We start from the raw sequence: 15143 nt of genomic DNA, 5'->3' as shown, positions 1-15143 counted from the left end.
GTGTACCCAGCACCCCTTTTTTCGTGGGCGCTTGCCCCCGGTGGAACACGGGGGGTGGCGCCATGGTCGCCGAAGGTCACAGATCCGTACGTTTCCTGAGGTCAGAGCATCCTCACGGAGACCGGAGAACTCGTCATGGCCCAGGCTGCCGCAGCCGTCGCGGAACGCCCTGATGGCGTCAGCGCAAGGCATCGCTCCGGGAGCGACTTCGCACCACTCCTGCGCGCCGTCAAAACAGAAGGGCTCCTCGAGCGTCGCGTCGGCTGGTACGCACGCGGCATAGCCCTGAACGCGGCGGCGTTGACGGCTGTCGGCGCGGGACTGTTCGCCCTCGGTCACACCTGGTGGGTGCTGCTGCTGGCGCCGGTGCTCTCCGTCCTGTGCGCACGCACCGCCTTCATCGGGCACGACGCCGGACACTCCCAGATCACCGACAACCGCGCGGTGGCGCGCCTGATCGGCCTGGTGCACGGCAACCTGCTCCTCGGGATGAGCGTGAGCTGGTGGAACGACAAACACAACCGCCACCACGCCAACCCGAACCACACCGAGAAGGACCCGGACGTCGCCGCCGACATCCTGGTGTTCACGGCACGGCAGGCCAGGCCCCGGGCCGGATTCCGACGCTGGCTCACGCGCCATCAGGCCTGGCTGTTCTTCCCCCTGACGCTCCTCCAGGGCATCGCCATGAAGGTCTACGGATTCCGTGACCTGCGCCGCCAGAGCCGACGGGAGCGAGCCGTCGAAGGCCCGCTTCTGGTCGCCCATCTCGTGGGTTACGTCACGCTCCTCCTGACGGCCATGCCCCTGGGGCACGCGATCGCCTTCGCCGCCGTCCACCAGGCCCTCTTCGGACTGCACCTGGGGATGGCCTTCGCCCCCAACCACAAGGGCATGGATATGCCCGACCCGGACGGCGAGCGGTGGGGTCACCTGAAGCGCCAGGTCCTCACCTCGCGGAACATCCGAGGCGGCGCGCTCACCGACTGGCTCCTCGGCGGGCTGAACTACCAGATCGAGCACCATCTCTTCCCGAGCATGCCCCGGCCGCATCTGCGGCTCGCCCAGCCCCTTGTCCGTGCGCACTGTCATGCTGTGGGTATGTCTTACGCGGAGACCGGGCTCGTCGACTCCTACCGGCAGGTGCTTCGCCACATGCACGAGGTGGGCGAACCGCTGAGGGCACTCAGGGTCGAGTAGGGGACGCACGTCAGGGATCGGTCAGGGTCGCGACCTGGAACTGGGCGCGGTCCGATCCCGTTTCTCAAGACAGAGAGCGGCACCTGCCGCGAAGGAGGCGACGGACATGTCGAAGAAGGCGAAGATCGCCGCAGGAGGCGTGGCGGCCGGGCTCATCCTGCTCATCTGGCTGCCCTGGTGGCTCGCGTTCCTGATCGTGGTCGGCGTCCCGGCCGCGGCCTACCTGACCCTCGATTCCGGGCAGCGCCGCAGGTTGCGTCGCGTCACCCGCAAGGAGCTGGGCCGCTGAGCCGCCATGGGACAGCAGCGCGTCCTTCGCGGCGGGACGCGTCCTGAGGGAGGCGGTGCCGAACGCCTGAGTCAGGAGGGGCGCACCGCCATCTTGTCGAGCGCTTCGAGCAGCCCCGGTAGCTCCGGCCCGCGTCCCACCGGCAGTACCTCGCCCGGCTCCTCGTCGAGCAGGACGAAGGCGATGTCGTCTGTCCTCGCGACCATGGACCAGCCAGGACCGTCGGCACGCAGCGTGCGTGCCTGACCAGAGGCGAAGGACGACCGCACCCGCCCCAAGGGCGGCGGTGTCTCCACGTACGCGCGCGCCTCGGCGAGGACCCGTCGCACACCGGTCAAGGGAGCTGAGGCCGAGCCTTCGGGGCTGCTCCCCGCAGGGGGTGCGGCGCCCGCGTCCGCGCCGCGCTCCCCGTCCGTGGAGGGCTCGGTCCTCGCGCCGCTGTCGCCCACCGCGCCGTCCTCCTCGGCGGCGCCGTCCGTGGCGAAGTTCTCGTCGTCGATCTGATCGCGCCACGCGGCCCACTGGAGGGCTATCTCGTCGGCGCCCAGGCGGCGCTGGGCCGGCCCCCAGGCGTCCGACTGCGGCGGGGTGAGCGGGAGCTGGCCGGGCTGTTCGGGGTCCGGCTCGGGGTCGTGCGGCGCGGGCACGCCGGGGGCCGCCACCGCCACGGCGAGCGGCCAGCCGGGCAGCGCCGCGACCACGGTGCCTTCGTCGGGCGACAGGTCGTACTCCATGCCGCAGTCCCAGGAAGCGATCGCGACGGCGACGAGTGACACGTCGTCGGTGACGACGGTCCAGCGCGCACCCGCGCTGTCCTGCCCGAGCACCAGTCCGTACCCGGCGGCCAACGGCGGCAGCCCCAGCGCGGCACAGGCTTCCGGATAGTCGTCGCCGAGCACGCTCGGAAACTTCGCGGGCGTCAGCAAGACCGCCGTCAGCACGTACAGCGCGTCGTCATCGGTGGCGACAGCGTCGTCCGTCGCGGCCATGCTGCCTCCCCATCACAGGCCCCTGCTTGCTCCGTCGGCGCACCTTAACCATTGGCTCAACACGCCGTCGAGGGTGGATGACCAGGAAATTCGCTCGTACGTCGACGGAACGGCCACCTAAGCTGCCCGCCATGCCCAGCGCCAGATCGCACTTCATCTGTCTGCCGTGCCGCGCGTCCTTCAAGAAACCGTCCGACTTCGCGCGGGCGCGCCACGACGTCTGCCCGCAGTGCGGTCACCGGCTGCTCGACGCGGGCACCGCCCTCGCGGTGCCCAAGCGCAGGGACACCGCGGCATGGCGAGCCCTCGCGGTGATCCTGACCGCCGGTGTGCGCTTCCGGCAGGACTGCTGCGGCTGCGGGCCCGGCTACCGGCCCCGCACGCCCCGAGAGGTCCGCGAACGCCTGCTGCACGCCGCCGATTCGGGGATCCCCGTCAGCGCGGCGCTCGTGTGCCCCGACCCGACGCACGCCGACGTCAGGCGGCAGGCAGGCCGAGGAGCGTACGCGCCACGGCGCTCGGAGACTCGTCGCGCTCCCGTGCGAGAGCGATGACGGCACGGCAGGCGAGTTCGTTCACCCCGAAGGACAGGGCCTCCGGAGACACCCAGCCCGCGGCCTCGTCGACGCCCTCCTGGTCGTCCTCGGCGCACGCCGCCACATAGACGGCGGCGGCCTCGAAGAGATTGTGCGGGCGCTGCTTCTCTGTGACCGTCGCGGGGGCCGCCGGGTCCGTGGACGCGCCCCGGTGCCAGCGCTTGCGGATCTTGTCGAACATTCCGACCGCCTTCCCCCATGTGGATCACTCCGTGGACCACGTGAACTACAGATCCCCAACGTAGAGTTGGAGCCCCGGCTGTAGATAGGGGGACCGTGCGGTGAAGCGTTACGAACGGCTCCGGCACATCCGGCGCCTGGACCCGGAGAAGGACTTCCTGACGATCTACCGTCTCTCCGCGACGTACGAGTTCCCCTGGGACTTCACCCGCGCCCTCGAGCTCGCGCTCTACCGCACCTACGCCGTCCCGAGCATCGGCCGCCTCCTCGCGCGGACCGCGGAGCTGACGGACCGCACGCAGAAGCGGTACGACGACACGGCACTACTCCTCGACGCGGTCGTCGAGCACGGCTTCGACAGCGTCGTGGGCCGCACGGCGCTGCGGCGCATCAACCAGATGCACGGCAGCTACGACATCACCAACGACGACATGCGGTATGTGCTCTGCACCTTCGTGGTGACGCCCAAGAGATGGATCGACACCTACGGATGGCGCAGGTTCTCCCAGCACGAGGCCGCCGCGTCCGCCGTGTACTACCGCACGCTCGGACGGCACCTGGGCATCCAGGACGTACCCGGCTCCTACGAGGAGTTCGCCGCGTGCCTCGACGCCTACGAAGAGGCCCACTTCGCCTGGGACGAGGACGCGCGAACGGTCTCCGACGCGACCATCGACCTGATGGCCTCCTGGTACCCCCGCCCCCTCGCTCCCCTCCTGCGCGCGGCCACCGTCGCCCTGCTCGACGACACCCTGGTGAAGGCCTTCCGCTACGAAGAACCCCATCCCGTCACCAGGACGCTCGTCCGTGGCGCGGTGCGGCTGCGCGGCCGCGCGGTACGCCTGCTCCCGCCGCGCACGGCCCCGCACTACGCCCGGCAGAACCGCGAGATCAAGGGCTATCCGGACGGCTACCGCGTGGACGAGCTCGGTACGCGTCCCGTCCCCGGCGTGCGCGGCTGCCCGGTGCGCCCCGTGGATCCGTCGACCACGGCGCGGCCGGAGTGACCACGGCCTGAGCGCCCGCTGGCCTCAGCCGAGTGACACCAAGGTCTTGCGGAGCCATGCGAGTTCCGCCCGGCTCGTGGCGCGGGCGATGGTGAGGATGCCCTGCCGGAACGGATCGTCGAGCTCTTCGGCGCGCAGCGGGCGGTCGCCCTCGTAGAAGAAGCTCGCCGGTTCCTGCAGGAAGTCCAGACGCCGCCGCAACACGGAGGCCTGGGCGTCGGCGTCGTCGAGGTGGCGCAGGAACGCCAGCAGCGTGAACCAGCGGTTCTCGTCCGTGATGTCCGCCCGCGCGGGCTCCGTGAGGCGGCGGCGCAGCTCGCTCCTGCCCGCGTCGGTGAGACTCAGGACGTGGCGCGGCGCGGCGACGGCGCCGGGCTGGGTCTCACGTACCAGCAGCCCGGCCTTCTCCAGGCGTTTGATGGCCGGGTAGAGCGTGCTCTCCGCGACCGGGCGCACGTGACCGGTGAGGGCCGTGATGCGTTTGCGCAACTCGTAGCCGTGCAGCGAGTGGTCGTAGAGGAATCCAAGGATGGCGAGCTCCAGCATGCCCGTATTCTGCCGCACCCACGCTGTACATCGATCCCGTAATACTACGGTGTCGATGTATAGTCTCCCGAGAGTCGAGGCCACAGGAAGTCGGGGCGAGGGCAGGGGGATGGTCATGGCCATGTGTGACGCGCGGTTCGACGCGCGGGGAAGCCGGATCCGCTGGACGGAGTCCGAAGGCGCGGGACCGGCGCGCGTGTACGTCCACGGGCTGGGCGCGGCCTCGGCCGCCTATCACGCGCACATCGCGGCCCGGCCCGAACTGGCGGGGCGCAGATCGCTGTTCCCGGACCTGCCGGGTCACGGCCTCAGTGACCGCCCCGCCGACTTCGGCTACACGCTGGAGGATCACGCGGATGCCGTGGCGGCCGCACTGGACGGGGCCGCGGTGCACGGGGCGGAGCTCGTCGCGCACAGCATGGGAGGCTCCGTCGCCATCGTGCTCGCGCATCGGCGGCCGGACCTCGTGTCGCGCCTGGTCCTCACGGAGGCCAATCTCGACCCGGCCCCTGCCTCGACGGCGGGCAGCAGCCGAATCGCTGCCTACGAAGAGGAGCAGTTCGTGAAGGAGGGGCACACCCGTGTGCTCGAGCAGGCGGGACCCGTGTGGGCTGCGACCATGCGGCTCGCCGACCCGCGCGCCCTGCACCGCAGCGCGACCGGGCTCGTCCGGGGCACCGACCCCACCATGCGCGTGATGCTGATGGGCCTCTCCGTCGAGCGCGTGTTCCTGCAGGGTGCGCTCAGCGAGGAACTCGTGGGCCGCGAGGAACTGGTGGCGTCCGGGGTGCGGGTCGTCACGGTGCCGGACGCCGGGCACAACGTCATGCTGGACAACGCGAAAGCCTTCGCCGCGGCGGTCGCCGGCCGGGCCTGACCCGCTGATGCTGCGGCCTCGGGTGGCGCCTGGCACTGCGGCCGGGCGTCACCGACCGTCTCAGTTCTCGCGTACGGCCAGCGCGAGGAACCGGGTGTCCTCGTCGACGTACGACTTCATGCGCCATCCCGAACCGGACAGGAGCGGCCGGAGGTTGGGTTCCGCGCGGAGATCGTCCGGCGTGATCTGACGTCCCTGCCGGGCCGCGAGCGCGGCCCGGCCGATTGGATGGAACAGGGCGAGCAGCCCGCCCGGTCGCACCACGCGAGCCAGTTCCCGGAGATTCGTCGCCGGGTCGGGCAGGTGAGAGATCAGACCCGCGCCGAACACGGCGTCCAGAGAGTGCGTGCGCACCGGCAGCCTCGCCACGTCGGCGAGCAGCAACTGTCCGTGGGCGTCCCTGCCCGCCCGCACGGCGGCTTCGAGCATCGCGGGGGTGAGATCCGCCCCGAGGACGGAGCCCGCGGGCCCCACGGCGTCCCGGAGGGCGGGCAGGGCGCGTCCGGTGCCGCAGCCCGCGTCCAGGACGCGGTCGCCCGGCCGCAGGCCGAGCTCGGCCACCGCAGCGCGGTACACCGGGCCGTCGTCCGGGAAGCGGCTGTCCCAGTCGGCGGCGCGCGCGGTGAAGAACTCCTGGACGTGCGTGTGGTCGTCGGTCATACGGCTCATGATCCCGCACGTGCAAGTGTTCGTGTGGGGCGCGATCGTTCAGGGACAGCAGGTGTCGCATCACGGCAGCATTCGAAACATCGGCGGCAGCTTTCGAACTGCGCCCCCGTCGTGCGCCCCCGACGGGTCTAGCGTCCATGGGCCATGGGACACCTGGACCACGCCACGTTCGGCTGGCTGACCCCCGTGCTGTCGTACGCGATGGCCTGCGTCGGTGCGGCGCTCGGACTGCAGTGCACCGTGCGAGCGCTGGGCACCACGGGACGTTCGCGCCGCAACTGGCTCATCACCGCCGCCTCGGCGATCGGCACCGGCATCTGGACGATGCACTTCGTCGCGATGCTCGGATTCGGTGTCAGCGGCACCGAGATCCGCTACGACGTGCCGCTCACGCTGCTGAGCCTGCTCGTCGCGATGGCCGTCGTCGGCGGGGGCGTCTTCGCCGTCGGCTACGGCCGGGACCGCGGCCGCGCCCTCGCACTCGGAGGGCTCACCACCGGCCTCGGGGTTGCGAGCATGCACTACCTGGGCATGGCCGCGCTGCGGCTGCACGGTGCCGTGCGCTACGACCCCGTGCTCGTCGCGCTCTCCGTCGTGATCGCCGTGGTCGCGGCGACGGCCGCGCTGTGGGCCGCCCTGAACATCACGTCACCCCTCGCGGTCGCCGGAGCGGCGCTCGTCATGGGCGGGGCGGTGAGCAGCATGCACTACACCGGGATGCTGGCCGTCGGTGTCCGCGTCACGCCGTCGGGCGCGGAGCTGCCCGGGGCGACGACGATGCAGTTCATCTTTCCGCTCGCCGTCGGCCTCGGCTCCTACCTCTTCCTGACCTCGGCGTTCGTCGCACTGTCCCCGAGCGCCGGGGAGCGGGCAGCCACCGTGTCGGCCCAGCGGCCCGTCGAAAGCGCCACCCCGTAGCGCACGCGGACCGGCCACGGCCGGGAGGCACACGTCGCGCACCCTGCCGAGCGAGGAGGCCATGGAGACAACCCGGACCACCCCCGAAAACGTTTCGCCGCACCCGGGCGCGGCCCGTGCCCGAGGCCGCCGTGCCCACGCGGGCCCGCCCGCCCACGAGAACCATGCCGAGGCGGAACCCCGTACGGACGGCCGGCCGGCCACTTCGTCGCCCACGGCACGCTGGCGACTGCGCCCGCGCACCGTCCGGGCCAAGGTCGTCTGCCTCCTCATGGTGCCGGTGGTCTCCCTGCTCGCCCTGTGGGCGTTCGCGACGGTCAGCACCGCCCAGGACGTCGCGGGCCTGCGACGGACGCAGCATGTGGATTCCGCCGTACGCGCGCCGGTCGTCGCGGCCGTCGCCGCGCTCCAAGCCGAACGCGCCGACGCCGTGCGGTACGCGACCAAGCCTGCCGTCGACCGCGCAGCCGCCCTCAAGCGGCAAGCCGCGCGCACCGACCGGGCAGTGGCGACGCTTCGCCTCGGCAAGGGCAACACCGTGGCCGACGGCGCAGGCCTGCCCGCACCCGTGGGGGACCGGCTCGCAGAGTTCGTCACGGGGGCCGAGAGGCTGCGCGCGGTGCGCACGTCCGTGCTCGACCGTCGCACCGGATGGGACGCCGCGTACGGGCAGTACACCAAGGCCGTCACCGCCGCCTTCAAAGTCAACGGTGCGCTCTCCGCCGTCCAGAGCGGCGAATCGGGCTCCCACGCGCGCGTACTGCTCGAATTCTCTCGGTCGGGCGAGATGCTGGCCCGCGAGGACGTGCTGCTGGCGAGCGCCCGGCTCGCGGGCACCTTCGACGGCGAGCGGCTGCGCAGGTTCACCGGCGCCGCCGACACCCGCCAGACACTCGTCGAGACGGCGACGACCGACCTGCGCGGCCCTGAACGCGCGGCGTGGCAACGTCTCGTGGCAGGAACGGCATACGCCGACGTGACCGCTGCCGAGGACAAGGTGCTCCTGGCCGAACCCGGCGAGCAGGCCCTCGAGGCGGCCCCGGCCGGCACCTGGGACACCGCTCACACGGCCGTCCTGGACAAGCAGCGAGCCATCGCCGACCGCGCGGCACGGGACGCGGCAGACCGTGCCGACCCTCTGACCCGAGGCGTGTTCACCGCGTCCGGCGCTGCCGTGTTCCTCGGACTCGTCGCCGTAGTGGCCTCCCTGGTCATCTCGGTGCGCATCGGCCGCGGCCTCGTCGTCGAACTCGTCGGTCTCCGCAACCGCGCCCTGGAGATCGCCCGCCGCCAACTGCCGCACGCCATCGGGAAGCTCAGGGCAGGCGACGAAATCGACATCCACGTAGAGGCACCCCAAGGACCTCCGGCCGAGGACGAGACAGGGCAAGTCGCCGACGCCCTCGGCACGGTGCACCGCGCCGCCCTGCGCGCCGCCGTCGAGCGTGCCGAACTCGCGAGCGGCATCTCCGGAGTCTTCGTCAACCTCGCCCGCCGCAGCCAAGTCCTCGTCCACCGACAGCTCAGCCTGCTCGACACCATGGAACGCAGGGCCGACGACCCGAACGAACTCAGTGACCTGTTCCGCCTCGACCACCTGACCACCCGCATGCGACGGCACGCGGAGAGCCTGATCATCCTCTCCGGAGCCGCGCCCGGCCGGGCCTGGCGCATGCCGGTCCCGCTCACGAACGTCGTCCGCGCAGCGCTCTCCGAAGTCGAGGACTACGCGCGCGTGGAGGTACGCCAACTGCCCGCCGCCGACGTCGTGGGCGCTGCCGTCGCGGACCTCACCCACCTCCTCGCCGAACTCGTCGAGAACGCCGCGCAGTTCTCACCGCCCCACACCAAGGTGCGGGTCAGCGGCGAACCCGTGGGCAACGGATACGCCCTGGAGATCGAGGACCGCGGACTGGGCATGGGCACGGAGGTCCTGGTCGAAGCCAACCGCCGCGTCACACAGTCCGAGGCACTGGACCTGTTCGACAGCGACCAACTGGGCCTCTTCGTAGTGAGCAGGCTCGCGGCCCGGCACAGCATCAAAGTGCACCTGCGGACCTCGCCCTACGGCGGCACCACAGCCGTGGTCCTGCTGCCGACAGCACTGCTCCACAGCACCACCGCCGAGCCCCCCGCCGGACGTACGACGGATCGTCAAGAGAGTGAAGACATGCGTGAGACCGAGGCCGCCGAGTACGCGGGTGTGGGCGGCGCGCCCCACAATGCCCACCTGGCCGCCACGGCCGGACGCCCCGCCCTCAGCCCGCCGACGGAACCCGGCCGCCCCGCCCCGCAGCCCCCTGGCGTCACCGCGCTCCACCTCCGCAAGCAACCGGAGGGCACCCCACCCGCGACTCCGGACGTCGGCTCCGCAGACGCCTCGGACGAACTCCCGCGCCGGGTGCGCCAGGCGAGCATCGCCCCACAGCTGCGCCACGGACCGCCCACTGCCCCACCCGGGGCAGCCGACGCCCGGCTCGGCAACGAGCGCAGCCCCGAGCGCGTACGGGACCGCATCGCCGCTTACCGGGCCGGATGGGCCCGCGGCGGTGGACGGCTGCCCGGCGTCATCGGAGCCGTGCCGGACCCGGAAGGGCCCCGCAGAAGCACTGACCGCAGCGAAGGAGAGCCCACATGATCCGGGATTCGAGCCGCACCGCCGGACGGTCCGGTGAACTGGACTGGCTGCTGGACGATCTGGTGCTGCGCGTCGGCGATGTGCGGCACGCCGTGGTGCTGTCCAACGACGGGCTCGCGGTCGGCGCTTCCACGGCGCTCACGCGTGAGGACGCCGAGCATCTGGCTGCCGTCGCCTCCGGGTTCCACAGCCTCGCCAAGGGCGCGGGCCGGCACTTCGGAGCCGGGGGCGTACGCCAGACGATGGTCGAGATGGACGACGCGTTCCTGTTCGTGGCCGCCGCGGGGGACGGGTCATGCCTCGCCGTGCTCAGCACGGTCACGGCGGACATCGGCCTGGTCGCGTACGAGATGGCACGCATGGTCAAGCGTGTCGGCGAGCACCTCGACACCCCGGCGCGCTTCTCCGGCCGCGAGCCGGGCTCCGGGTGACCGAGGCGGGGCAGCCATGACCGACGACAGGAGCGGTGCCGAGTACCGGCACGGGAGCCAGTGGTTCGACGTCGAGGCCGGGCCCCTGGTCCGTCCGTACGCCATGACCGGGGGACGGACCCGACCGGGGCCCAGCGGTGTGCGCTTCGACCTGATCGCCCTCGTCACCCTCACCGAATCCGGAACCACCGCGACCGGTCCGGGCGGCGACGCGGCACTCGGTCCGGAGCACCGCGCGCTCATCGGACTGTGCCGCGTCGAGAGCCAGTCCGTGGCGGAGCTCGCCGCCGGTGCCGACCTGCCCGTGGGCGTGGTCAGGGTGCTGCTCGGCGACCTCGTGGAGGGCGGTCACGCCATCGTGCACCGGCCCGTGCCGCCCGCCCAGCTACCCGACGAGAAGATCCTGCGAGAGGTGATCGATGGGCTCCGAGCGCTCTGACGCCAGGGGCGGCGACACTGCGGTGACCGGCGATAGCGCCGGTCGCGAGGGAACCGCCGAGAGCACAGCCATGGCATTGAAGATCCTGGTCGCCGGAGGCTTCGGCGTGGGCAAGACCACCTTGGTCGGTGCCGTCAGCGAGATCCGGCCCCTGCGGACCGAGGAACTTCTCAGTGAGGCGGGCCAGTCGGTCGACGACACCGAGGGCGTGAACCGCAAGATCACGACGACGGTCGCGATGGACTTCGGCCGCATCACCATCAGATCCGGCCTTTCGCTGTACCTCTTCGGCACGCCGGGACAGGACCGCTTCTGGTTCCTGTGGGACGAGCTGTCACAAGGGGCGCTCGGCGCCGTCGTCCTCGCGGACACCCGTCGGCTCGAGGACTGCTTCCCCGCCGTGGACTACTTCGAGCACCGCCAGATTCCGTTCGTCGTGGCGGTCAACTGCTTCTCCGACGCGCGGACGTACGGCGCGCACGACGTCTCGCGAGCCCTGGACCTCGACCGTGGGACGCCCGTGGTGCTGTGCGACGCACGTGACCGTGATTCAGGGAAGGAGGTGCTGATTCGGCTGGTCGAGTACGCCGGGCGGAGGCATACCGCCCGGCTGCTCGACTCCCTCGGGTGAGGTGCCCGCGGAGCGACGGTCAGTCGGCGACCGCGTCGTACGCGAGCACCTTGTCGATCCTGACTCGGACCAGCAGTTCTCCGGGCACACCGTTGCGCTTGCCGAACTCCTCGGCCCGGTCCTCGCCCATGTACCGGCCGCCGAGGCGGGTCGCCCAGTGACGCACCTGCTCGAGGTCATCGATCAATTCGGCCTGGCCCTGCAGGACGACGAAGGCGAACGGAGGCTGATCGTCGTCCACACAGAGCGCCACGCGCCCGTCGCGCGCCAGATTGCGCCCCTTGACGGTGTCCCTTCCGGTGTTGAACACCAGGTCATCCCCGTCGAGGACGAACCAGATCGGGGCGATGTGCGGGCTGCCGTTCGCGCGAACCGTCGACAGCTTGGCGGTGCGGGTGCCGTGGGAGACGAAGGCCCGCCATTGTGCATCGGTCATCTTCTGTGCCATGTCCCCATCATGCTTGCCGCGACGCCGGAGGTGGGGAAGGCTGGCAGGTCAGATCCTCCAGCCAGGGGGAGCGACGCAGGGGGAGAAGGGACCATGGCGCAGAACACGGGGCTCGGCTGGCTGCTCGACGACTTGACCAAGCGTGTGGAGCATGTACGGCACGCACTGGTGCTGTCCAACGACGGCCTGGTGACCGGGGCGAGCTCGGGCCTGGCGCGGGAGGACGCCGAACATCTGGCGGCGGTGTCGTCCGGGCTGCACAGCTTGGCGAAGGGATCCGGCCGCCATTTCCACGCGGGCAACGTACGCCAGACCATGATCGAGTTCGATGACGCGGTCCTGTTCGTGACGGCGGCGGGCGACGGCAGTTGTCTGTGCGTGCTCAGCTCCGCGCAGGCCGACATCGGCCAAGTCGCGTACGAGATGACGCTGCTGGTGAACCGCGTCGGCGAGCACCTCGGCGTGGGCGCCCGGCACCCGGAAAGGACTCCCGTTGTAGACCTCTGACCTGGGGAAATGGGCGCGCAGGCAGAGTTATCCACAGGCCGAGCGGGAAATGGGGCGGCCGGGCTACGGTTTTTCCACGAGCAATGACCACGCACGGGGGAGAACCGCCATGACTGGCGACACACAGACCATTTCCCATCTCGCAGCCGCAGTTGGACCGGCATCCGCATTTGGATCGGGGGCCGCGCCCGGATCAAAAACCGTGCCCGGATCAAGGGCGGCTGCTCAAGCTGGATCCACTTTCACCGGGCCCAGCCCTTCGGGCCCTTCAAGCCGCCCGCCGATCTCGCGGGCCGGGGCGCCGCCGACACTCGCGCGCAGCAGCGCCGCCCGCGAACTGGGGCTGAAACGCGGTGAGTTCGACCTAGCGGTGATGCTGGGCCGGATCCGCACCGTCGCGGATCCGGCCGGAGGGCGCCGTCGCGTACGGCGAGAGGAGATCGACCGCGTGCGCGCGGCACCGGGATTCCCCGAGTCCCTGCGGAAACGCGTCAAAACCGTGGGAACGGCGGAGGGCGCGGACCTCATGGACATCACACCGGCGCGGTTCACACGCCTCGCCCGCGCGGGTGTGCTGACCCCGGTGAAATTTTATGTGAACCGCTACAGGGCGGTCGTCTGGCTCTATCTCGAGGACGAGCTGCGCCAGTTCACCGCGTCCGAGGCCAGCACGCCCCTCCTCACCGGACGTGCCCCAGAAGGGCTCCGCACCCGGCTGGAAGCAGGCGCTGACCTGCGGGCACGCAACTGGCGGAGCAGGCACGCGGGGTTCCTGCTGCGCCAGTCGGAGGACCCCTGGGAGCGTGCCGCCGCCGGCGCGTCACTGCTCGACCCGGTGCAGCTCGCGGAGGTGGTCAGGGACCCCTACGAACGCGCCTACCTCAACCGGCTCAAGCCCGAGCCGCTGACACAAGCGGCACCCGAATCACCCACGACACGCATCGTCGAGCGGATCGTGACCGCAGACGACCCGAATGAGATCAGCTGGCTGCGGGCCAACCTGATCCTCGCCCTGGAGGAGGCCAGGCGGCTGCGGCCCGCACCCCGACCGGGCCGCCCGCCCATCTCCGCCTCGCCCCGTCCTCATCCGGCGCTCGACCCGGTGCCGTGGCCGACCGCGCACATCACCGAGGCGGCTCCCCACCAGCGGGCGCAAGAGACCGGGCTGAGAGAGGGCCGTATGCCGGAGCCTGGCGGGGACAGGCGGCGCGACGAGCCGAGAGGCCTCTTCAAGTGGCTGCGCAAGTGGACCTAGGCGACGCGGGCGGACCTGGCTAGACCGTCGCGTCGAGATCCTTGGCGTAGTGCTTGATGGCGGGGCCGTACACGGCGATGTCCTGGTCCCGGCTCGTCGTCGCGAGCAACTGCAGCAGGATCCCCATCGCGTCGTGGGCCTGGCCCGTGTTGTACAGCGCCATGGCGAGGAAGGTCTTGAGGGCTCCGTCGTCGGGGAACTCCTCCGACGCGTGGCTGAGCGCGGCGACGGCCTCGTCGTACCGTCCGAGGACCCGGTAGGTACTGCCGAGGCCGAGGAGCGCTCCGCGGCGGTCGCTCTCCGACAGGCCGGGCCGCTGGATCGCGCGCAGGTAGTGCGGCAGAGCCTCGGCTTCGAGGCCGAGGGTGTCGTGCACCCACGCGGTCTGGTACGCCACTTCGGGGTCGCCCGGGAAGCGCTCGCTGAGGGGGACCAGGAGGGCGCGTGCCTCCTCGCGGTGGCCGGACTCACGGAGCCATACGGCCTTGGCAAGGACTTCGTCGCGGCTGTCGTCGGCTTGCGGACCGGCGTTCGTGCTGGTGCTCATCGTCTCGCTCTCGTCCGGTCTGTGGCTGTCGTTCATGCCGGTTGTCCCTTGCGGTGGATGCTGTGGCTCAGGCGTCCGGAGTGGGCGTCCCCATGGGCCGGGGCGTGTGCGGACGGAAGAGCCCCTCCTGGACGACTGAGACGAGGAGTCGTCCCTCGACATCGTAGATACGGCCCCGGGCGAGGCCGCGGCCGCCCGTCGCGATCGGGGACTCCTGGTCGTACAGGAACCACTCGTCGGCGCGGAAGGGCCGGTGGAACCACATGGCGTGGTCGAGCGAGGCCATGTCGAAGCCGCGCGGGCCCCACAGCGGCTCCACCGGGATGCGGACGGCGTCGAGCAGGGTCATGTCGCTGGCGTAGGTGAGCGCGCAGGTGTGCACCAGCGGATCGTCGCCGAGCGGGCCGACGGCACGCATCCACACGGCGCTGCGCGGTTCGGCGTCCTTGATCTCCTCGGCGGTCCAGCGCAGCCGGTCCACGTAGCGGATGTCGAAGGGCTGCCGCCGGGCCATCCGCTCCAACTGCTCCGGCAGTGCCCCCAGGTGCTGCTTGATCTCTTCGACGACCGTCGGCAGTGACTCCGGAGCGGGCGCCTCGATGCGGGGCGGCAGTTGATGTTCGAAGGCGCCCTGTTCGGGCTGATGGAAGGAGGCGGTGAGATTGAAGATCGTACGACCCTGCTGGATCGCCGTGACGCGGCGCGTGGTGAACGAGCGACCGTCGCGCACCCGCTCCACCTGGTACACGATGGGCACCCCCGGGCGGCCGGGGCGCAGGAAGTACGCGTGCAGCGAGTGCACCGGCCGGTCGCCCTCGGTGGTGCGGCCGGCCGCCACCAGCGCCTGCCCGGCGACCTGCCCGCCGAAGACGCGCTGGAGGGACTCCTGCGGGCTGCGGCCGCGGAAGATGTTGACCTCGATCTGTTCCAGGTCAAGCAGATCGACCAGGCGGTCGGCGGGATTGTTCATGACGGT

The 15143-nt window shown here is 71.1% G+C and carries 18 protein-coding genes; 11 read left to right on the top strand and 7 right to left on the bottom strand.

From position 1 onward, the window contains the following. Positions 1-135 precede the first annotated feature (135 nt). Both ACFVHO_RS27705 and ACFVHO_RS27700 read left to right on the top strand, forming a co-directional pair. Entirely contained in the window at positions 136-1200 is a 1065-nt protein-coding gene (locus ACFVHO_RS27705; RefSeq protein WP_385720084.1) for a fatty acid desaturase family protein, read from the top strand. Positions 1201-1306: 106 nt separating this feature from the next. Then, the gene (locus ACFVHO_RS27700; protein ID WP_030359293.1) at positions 1307-1489 is read left to right on the top strand and encodes a hypothetical protein; all 183 of its coding nucleotides are present in this window, start codon (positions 1307-1309) and stop codon (positions 1487-1489) included. 71 nt (positions 1490-1560) lie between these two features. On the opposite strand, the gene ACFVHO_RS27695 is transcribed toward ACFVHO_RS27700, so the two are convergent. Together ACFVHO_RS27695 and ACFVHO_RS27690 are read right to left on the bottom strand one after the other, a co-directional pair. Next, positions 1561-2478 carry a hypothetical protein gene (locus ACFVHO_RS27695; protein WP_385720081.1) on the bottom strand — a complete coding sequence of 306 codons (918 nt, stop codon included), beginning with the start codon at positions 2476-2478 and terminating at the stop codon, positions 1561-1563. A gap of 477 nt (positions 2479-2955) precedes the next feature. Continuing rightward, on the bottom strand, positions 2956-3255 hold the full coding sequence (locus ACFVHO_RS27690; protein ID WP_385720078.1) for a hypothetical protein: 300 nt from the start codon (positions 3253-3255) through the stop codon (positions 2956-2958). Positions 3256-3355: 100 nt separating this feature from the next. On the opposite strand from ACFVHO_RS27690, the gene ACFVHO_RS27685 reads away from it, so the two are divergent. Continuing rightward, positions 3356-4261 carry an oxygenase MpaB family protein gene (locus ACFVHO_RS27685; RefSeq protein ID WP_385720075.1) on the top strand — a complete coding sequence of 302 codons (906 nt, stop codon included), beginning with the start codon at positions 3356-3358 and terminating at the stop codon, positions 4259-4261. Positions 4262-4285: 24 nt separating this feature from the next. On the opposite strand, the gene ACFVHO_RS27680 is transcribed toward ACFVHO_RS27685, so the two are convergent. Continuing rightward, positions 4286-4807, bottom strand: coding sequence for a PadR family transcriptional regulator (locus ACFVHO_RS27680; RefSeq protein ID WP_385720072.1), 522 nt, complete (start codon positions 4805-4807; stop codon positions 4286-4288). Positions 4808-4928: 121 nt separating this feature from the next. Between ACFVHO_RS27680 and ACFVHO_RS27675 the strand changes: the two genes are divergently transcribed. Next, positions 4929-5684 (top strand): alpha/beta fold hydrolase, encoded by a 756-nt coding sequence (locus tag ACFVHO_RS27675; RefSeq protein ID WP_385720177.1) that lies wholly within the window; start codon positions 4929-4931, stop codon positions 5682-5684. A 60-nt stretch (positions 5685-5744) separates the two neighbouring features. Here the strand turns inward: ACFVHO_RS27675 and ACFVHO_RS27670 are convergent, their stop codons facing one another. Then, a complete protein-coding gene (locus ACFVHO_RS27670) occupies positions 5745-6344 on the bottom strand; it encodes a class I SAM-dependent methyltransferase (protein WP_385720069.1) in 600 nt (199 codons plus the stop codon). Positions 6345-6497: 153 nt separating this feature from the next. Here ACFVHO_RS27670 and ACFVHO_RS27665 point away from each other — a divergent pair, with 153 nt between their 5' ends. The 5 genes from ACFVHO_RS27665 to ACFVHO_RS27645 all read left to right on the top strand — a co-directional run bounded on the left by ACFVHO_RS27665 (position 6498) and on the right by ACFVHO_RS27645 (position 11410). Beyond that, positions 6498-7271, top strand: coding sequence for an MHYT domain-containing protein (locus tag ACFVHO_RS27665; RefSeq protein ID WP_385720066.1), 774 nt, complete (start codon positions 6498-6500; stop codon positions 7269-7271). Positions 7272-7332: 61 nt separating this feature from the next. After that, positions 7333-9909 (top strand): nitrate- and nitrite sensing domain-containing protein, encoded by a 2577-nt coding sequence (locus ACFVHO_RS27660; RefSeq protein ID WP_385720063.1) that lies wholly within the window; start codon positions 7333-7335, stop codon positions 9907-9909. Next, a complete protein-coding gene (locus ACFVHO_RS27655; RefSeq protein ID WP_385720061.1) occupies positions 9906-10340 on the top strand; it encodes a roadblock/LC7 domain-containing protein in 435 nt (144 codons plus the stop codon). Before ACFVHO_RS27660 ends, ACFVHO_RS27655 begins: the two co-directional genes overlap by 4 nt. Before the next feature lie 16 nt (positions 10341-10356). After that, the gene (locus ACFVHO_RS27650; protein ID WP_385720058.1) at positions 10357-10779 is read left to right on the top strand and encodes a DUF742 domain-containing protein; all 423 of its coding nucleotides are present in this window, start codon (positions 10357-10359) and stop codon (positions 10777-10779) included. Then, the gene (locus ACFVHO_RS27645; protein ID WP_385720055.1) at positions 10760-11410 is read left to right on the top strand and encodes an ATP/GTP-binding protein; all 651 of its coding nucleotides are present in this window, start codon (positions 10760-10762) and stop codon (positions 11408-11410) included. The genes ACFVHO_RS27650 and ACFVHO_RS27645 overlap by 20 nt, the downstream gene beginning before the upstream one ends. Before the next feature lie 19 nt (positions 11411-11429). Here the strand turns inward: ACFVHO_RS27645 and ACFVHO_RS27640 are convergent, their stop codons facing one another. Continuing rightward, a complete protein-coding gene (locus tag ACFVHO_RS27640) occupies positions 11430-11858 on the bottom strand; it encodes a PPOX class F420-dependent oxidoreductase (RefSeq protein ID WP_385720052.1) in 429 nt (142 codons plus the stop codon). Between the two features lie 93 nt (positions 11859-11951). On the opposite strand from ACFVHO_RS27640, the gene ACFVHO_RS27635 reads away from it, so the two are divergent. Further along, positions 11952-12365 (top strand): roadblock/LC7 domain-containing protein, encoded by a 414-nt coding sequence (locus ACFVHO_RS27635; protein ID WP_385720049.1) that lies wholly within the window; start codon positions 11952-11954, stop codon positions 12363-12365. A gap of 283 nt (positions 12366-12648) precedes the next feature. After that, a complete protein-coding gene (locus ACFVHO_RS27630) occupies positions 12649-13620 on the top strand; it encodes a DUF6397 family protein (RefSeq protein ID WP_385720174.1) in 972 nt (323 codons plus the stop codon). 19 nt (positions 13621-13639) lie between these two features. On the opposite strand, the gene ACFVHO_RS27625 is transcribed toward ACFVHO_RS27630, so the two are convergent. Together ACFVHO_RS27625 and ACFVHO_RS27620 are read right to left on the bottom strand one after the other, a co-directional pair. Further along, a complete protein-coding gene (locus tag ACFVHO_RS27625) occupies positions 13640-14167 on the bottom strand; it encodes a tetratricopeptide repeat protein (protein ID WP_385720172.1) in 528 nt (175 codons plus the stop codon). Positions 14168-14234: 67 nt separating this feature from the next. Continuing rightward, positions 14235-15137 (bottom strand): acyl-CoA thioesterase, encoded by a 903-nt coding sequence (locus ACFVHO_RS27620; protein ID WP_385720047.1) that lies wholly within the window; start codon positions 15135-15137, stop codon positions 14235-14237. Between the last annotated feature and the right edge of the window lie 6 nt (positions 15138-15143).

Source organism: Streptomyces sp. NPDC127108 (assembly GCF_042677545.1).
GTDB lineage: Bacteria > Actinomycetota > Actinomycetes > Streptomycetales > Streptomycetaceae > Streptomyces.
Note: the sequence above shows the minus strand (reverse complement) of the source record. Positions and strands in the feature narration are given on the sequence as shown.

Bases quoted from the DNA above. Each gene is read 5' to 3' on its own strand.
- ACFVHO_RS27680 (WP_385720072.1), bottom strand. From the start codon at position 4,807: ATGCTGGAGCTCGCCATCCTTGGATTCCTCTACGACCACTCGCTGCAC.
- ACFVHO_RS27670 (WP_385720069.1), bottom strand. From the start codon at position 6,344: ATGACCGACGACCACACGCACGTCCAGGAGTTCTTCACCGCGCGCGCC.
- ACFVHO_RS27675 (WP_385720177.1), top strand. From the start codon at position 4,929: ATGTGTGACGCGCGGTTCGACGCGCGGGGAAGCCGGATCCGCTGGACG.
- ACFVHO_RS27640 (WP_385720052.1), bottom strand. From the start codon at position 11,858: ATGGCACAGAAGATGACCGATGCACAATGGCGGGCCTTCGTCTCCCAC.
- ACFVHO_RS27690 (WP_385720078.1), bottom strand. From the start codon at position 3,255: ATGTTCGACAAGATCCGCAAGCGCTGGCACCGGGGCGCGTCCACGGAC.
- ACFVHO_RS27655 (WP_385720061.1), top strand. From the start codon at position 9,906: ATGATCCGGGATTCGAGCCGCACCGCCGGACGGTCCGGTGAACTGGAC.
- ACFVHO_RS27705 (WP_385720084.1), top strand. From the start codon at position 136: ATGGCCCAGGCTGCCGCAGCCGTCGCGGAACGCCCTGATGGCGTCAGC.
- ACFVHO_RS27695 (WP_385720081.1), bottom strand. From the start codon at position 2,478: ATGGCCGCGACGGACGACGCTGTCGCCACCGATGACGACGCGCTGTAC.
- ACFVHO_RS27660 (WP_385720063.1), top strand. From the start codon at position 7,333: ATGGAGACAACCCGGACCACCCCCGAAAACGTTTCGCCGCACCCGGGC.
- ACFVHO_RS27635 (WP_385720049.1), top strand. From the start codon at position 11,952: ATGGCGCAGAACACGGGGCTCGGCTGGCTGCTCGACGACTTGACCAAG.
- ACFVHO_RS27625 (WP_385720172.1), bottom strand. From the start codon at position 14,167: ATGAGCACCAGCACGAACGCCGGTCCGCAAGCCGACGACAGCCGCGAC.
- ACFVHO_RS27620 (WP_385720047.1), bottom strand. From the start codon at position 15,137: ATGAACAATCCCGCCGACCGCCTGGTCGATCTGCTTGACCTGGAACAG.
- ACFVHO_RS27650 (WP_385720058.1), top strand. From the start codon at position 10,357: ATGACCGACGACAGGAGCGGTGCCGAGTACCGGCACGGGAGCCAGTGG.
- ACFVHO_RS27665 (WP_385720066.1), top strand. From the start codon at position 6,498: ATGGGACACCTGGACCACGCCACGTTCGGCTGGCTGACCCCCGTGCTG.
- ACFVHO_RS27700 (WP_030359293.1), top strand. From the start codon at position 1,307: ATGTCGAAGAAGGCGAAGATCGCCGCAGGAGGCGTGGCGGCCGGGCTC.
- ACFVHO_RS27645 (WP_385720055.1), top strand. From the start codon at position 10,760: ATGGGCTCCGAGCGCTCTGACGCCAGGGGCGGCGACACTGCGGTGACC.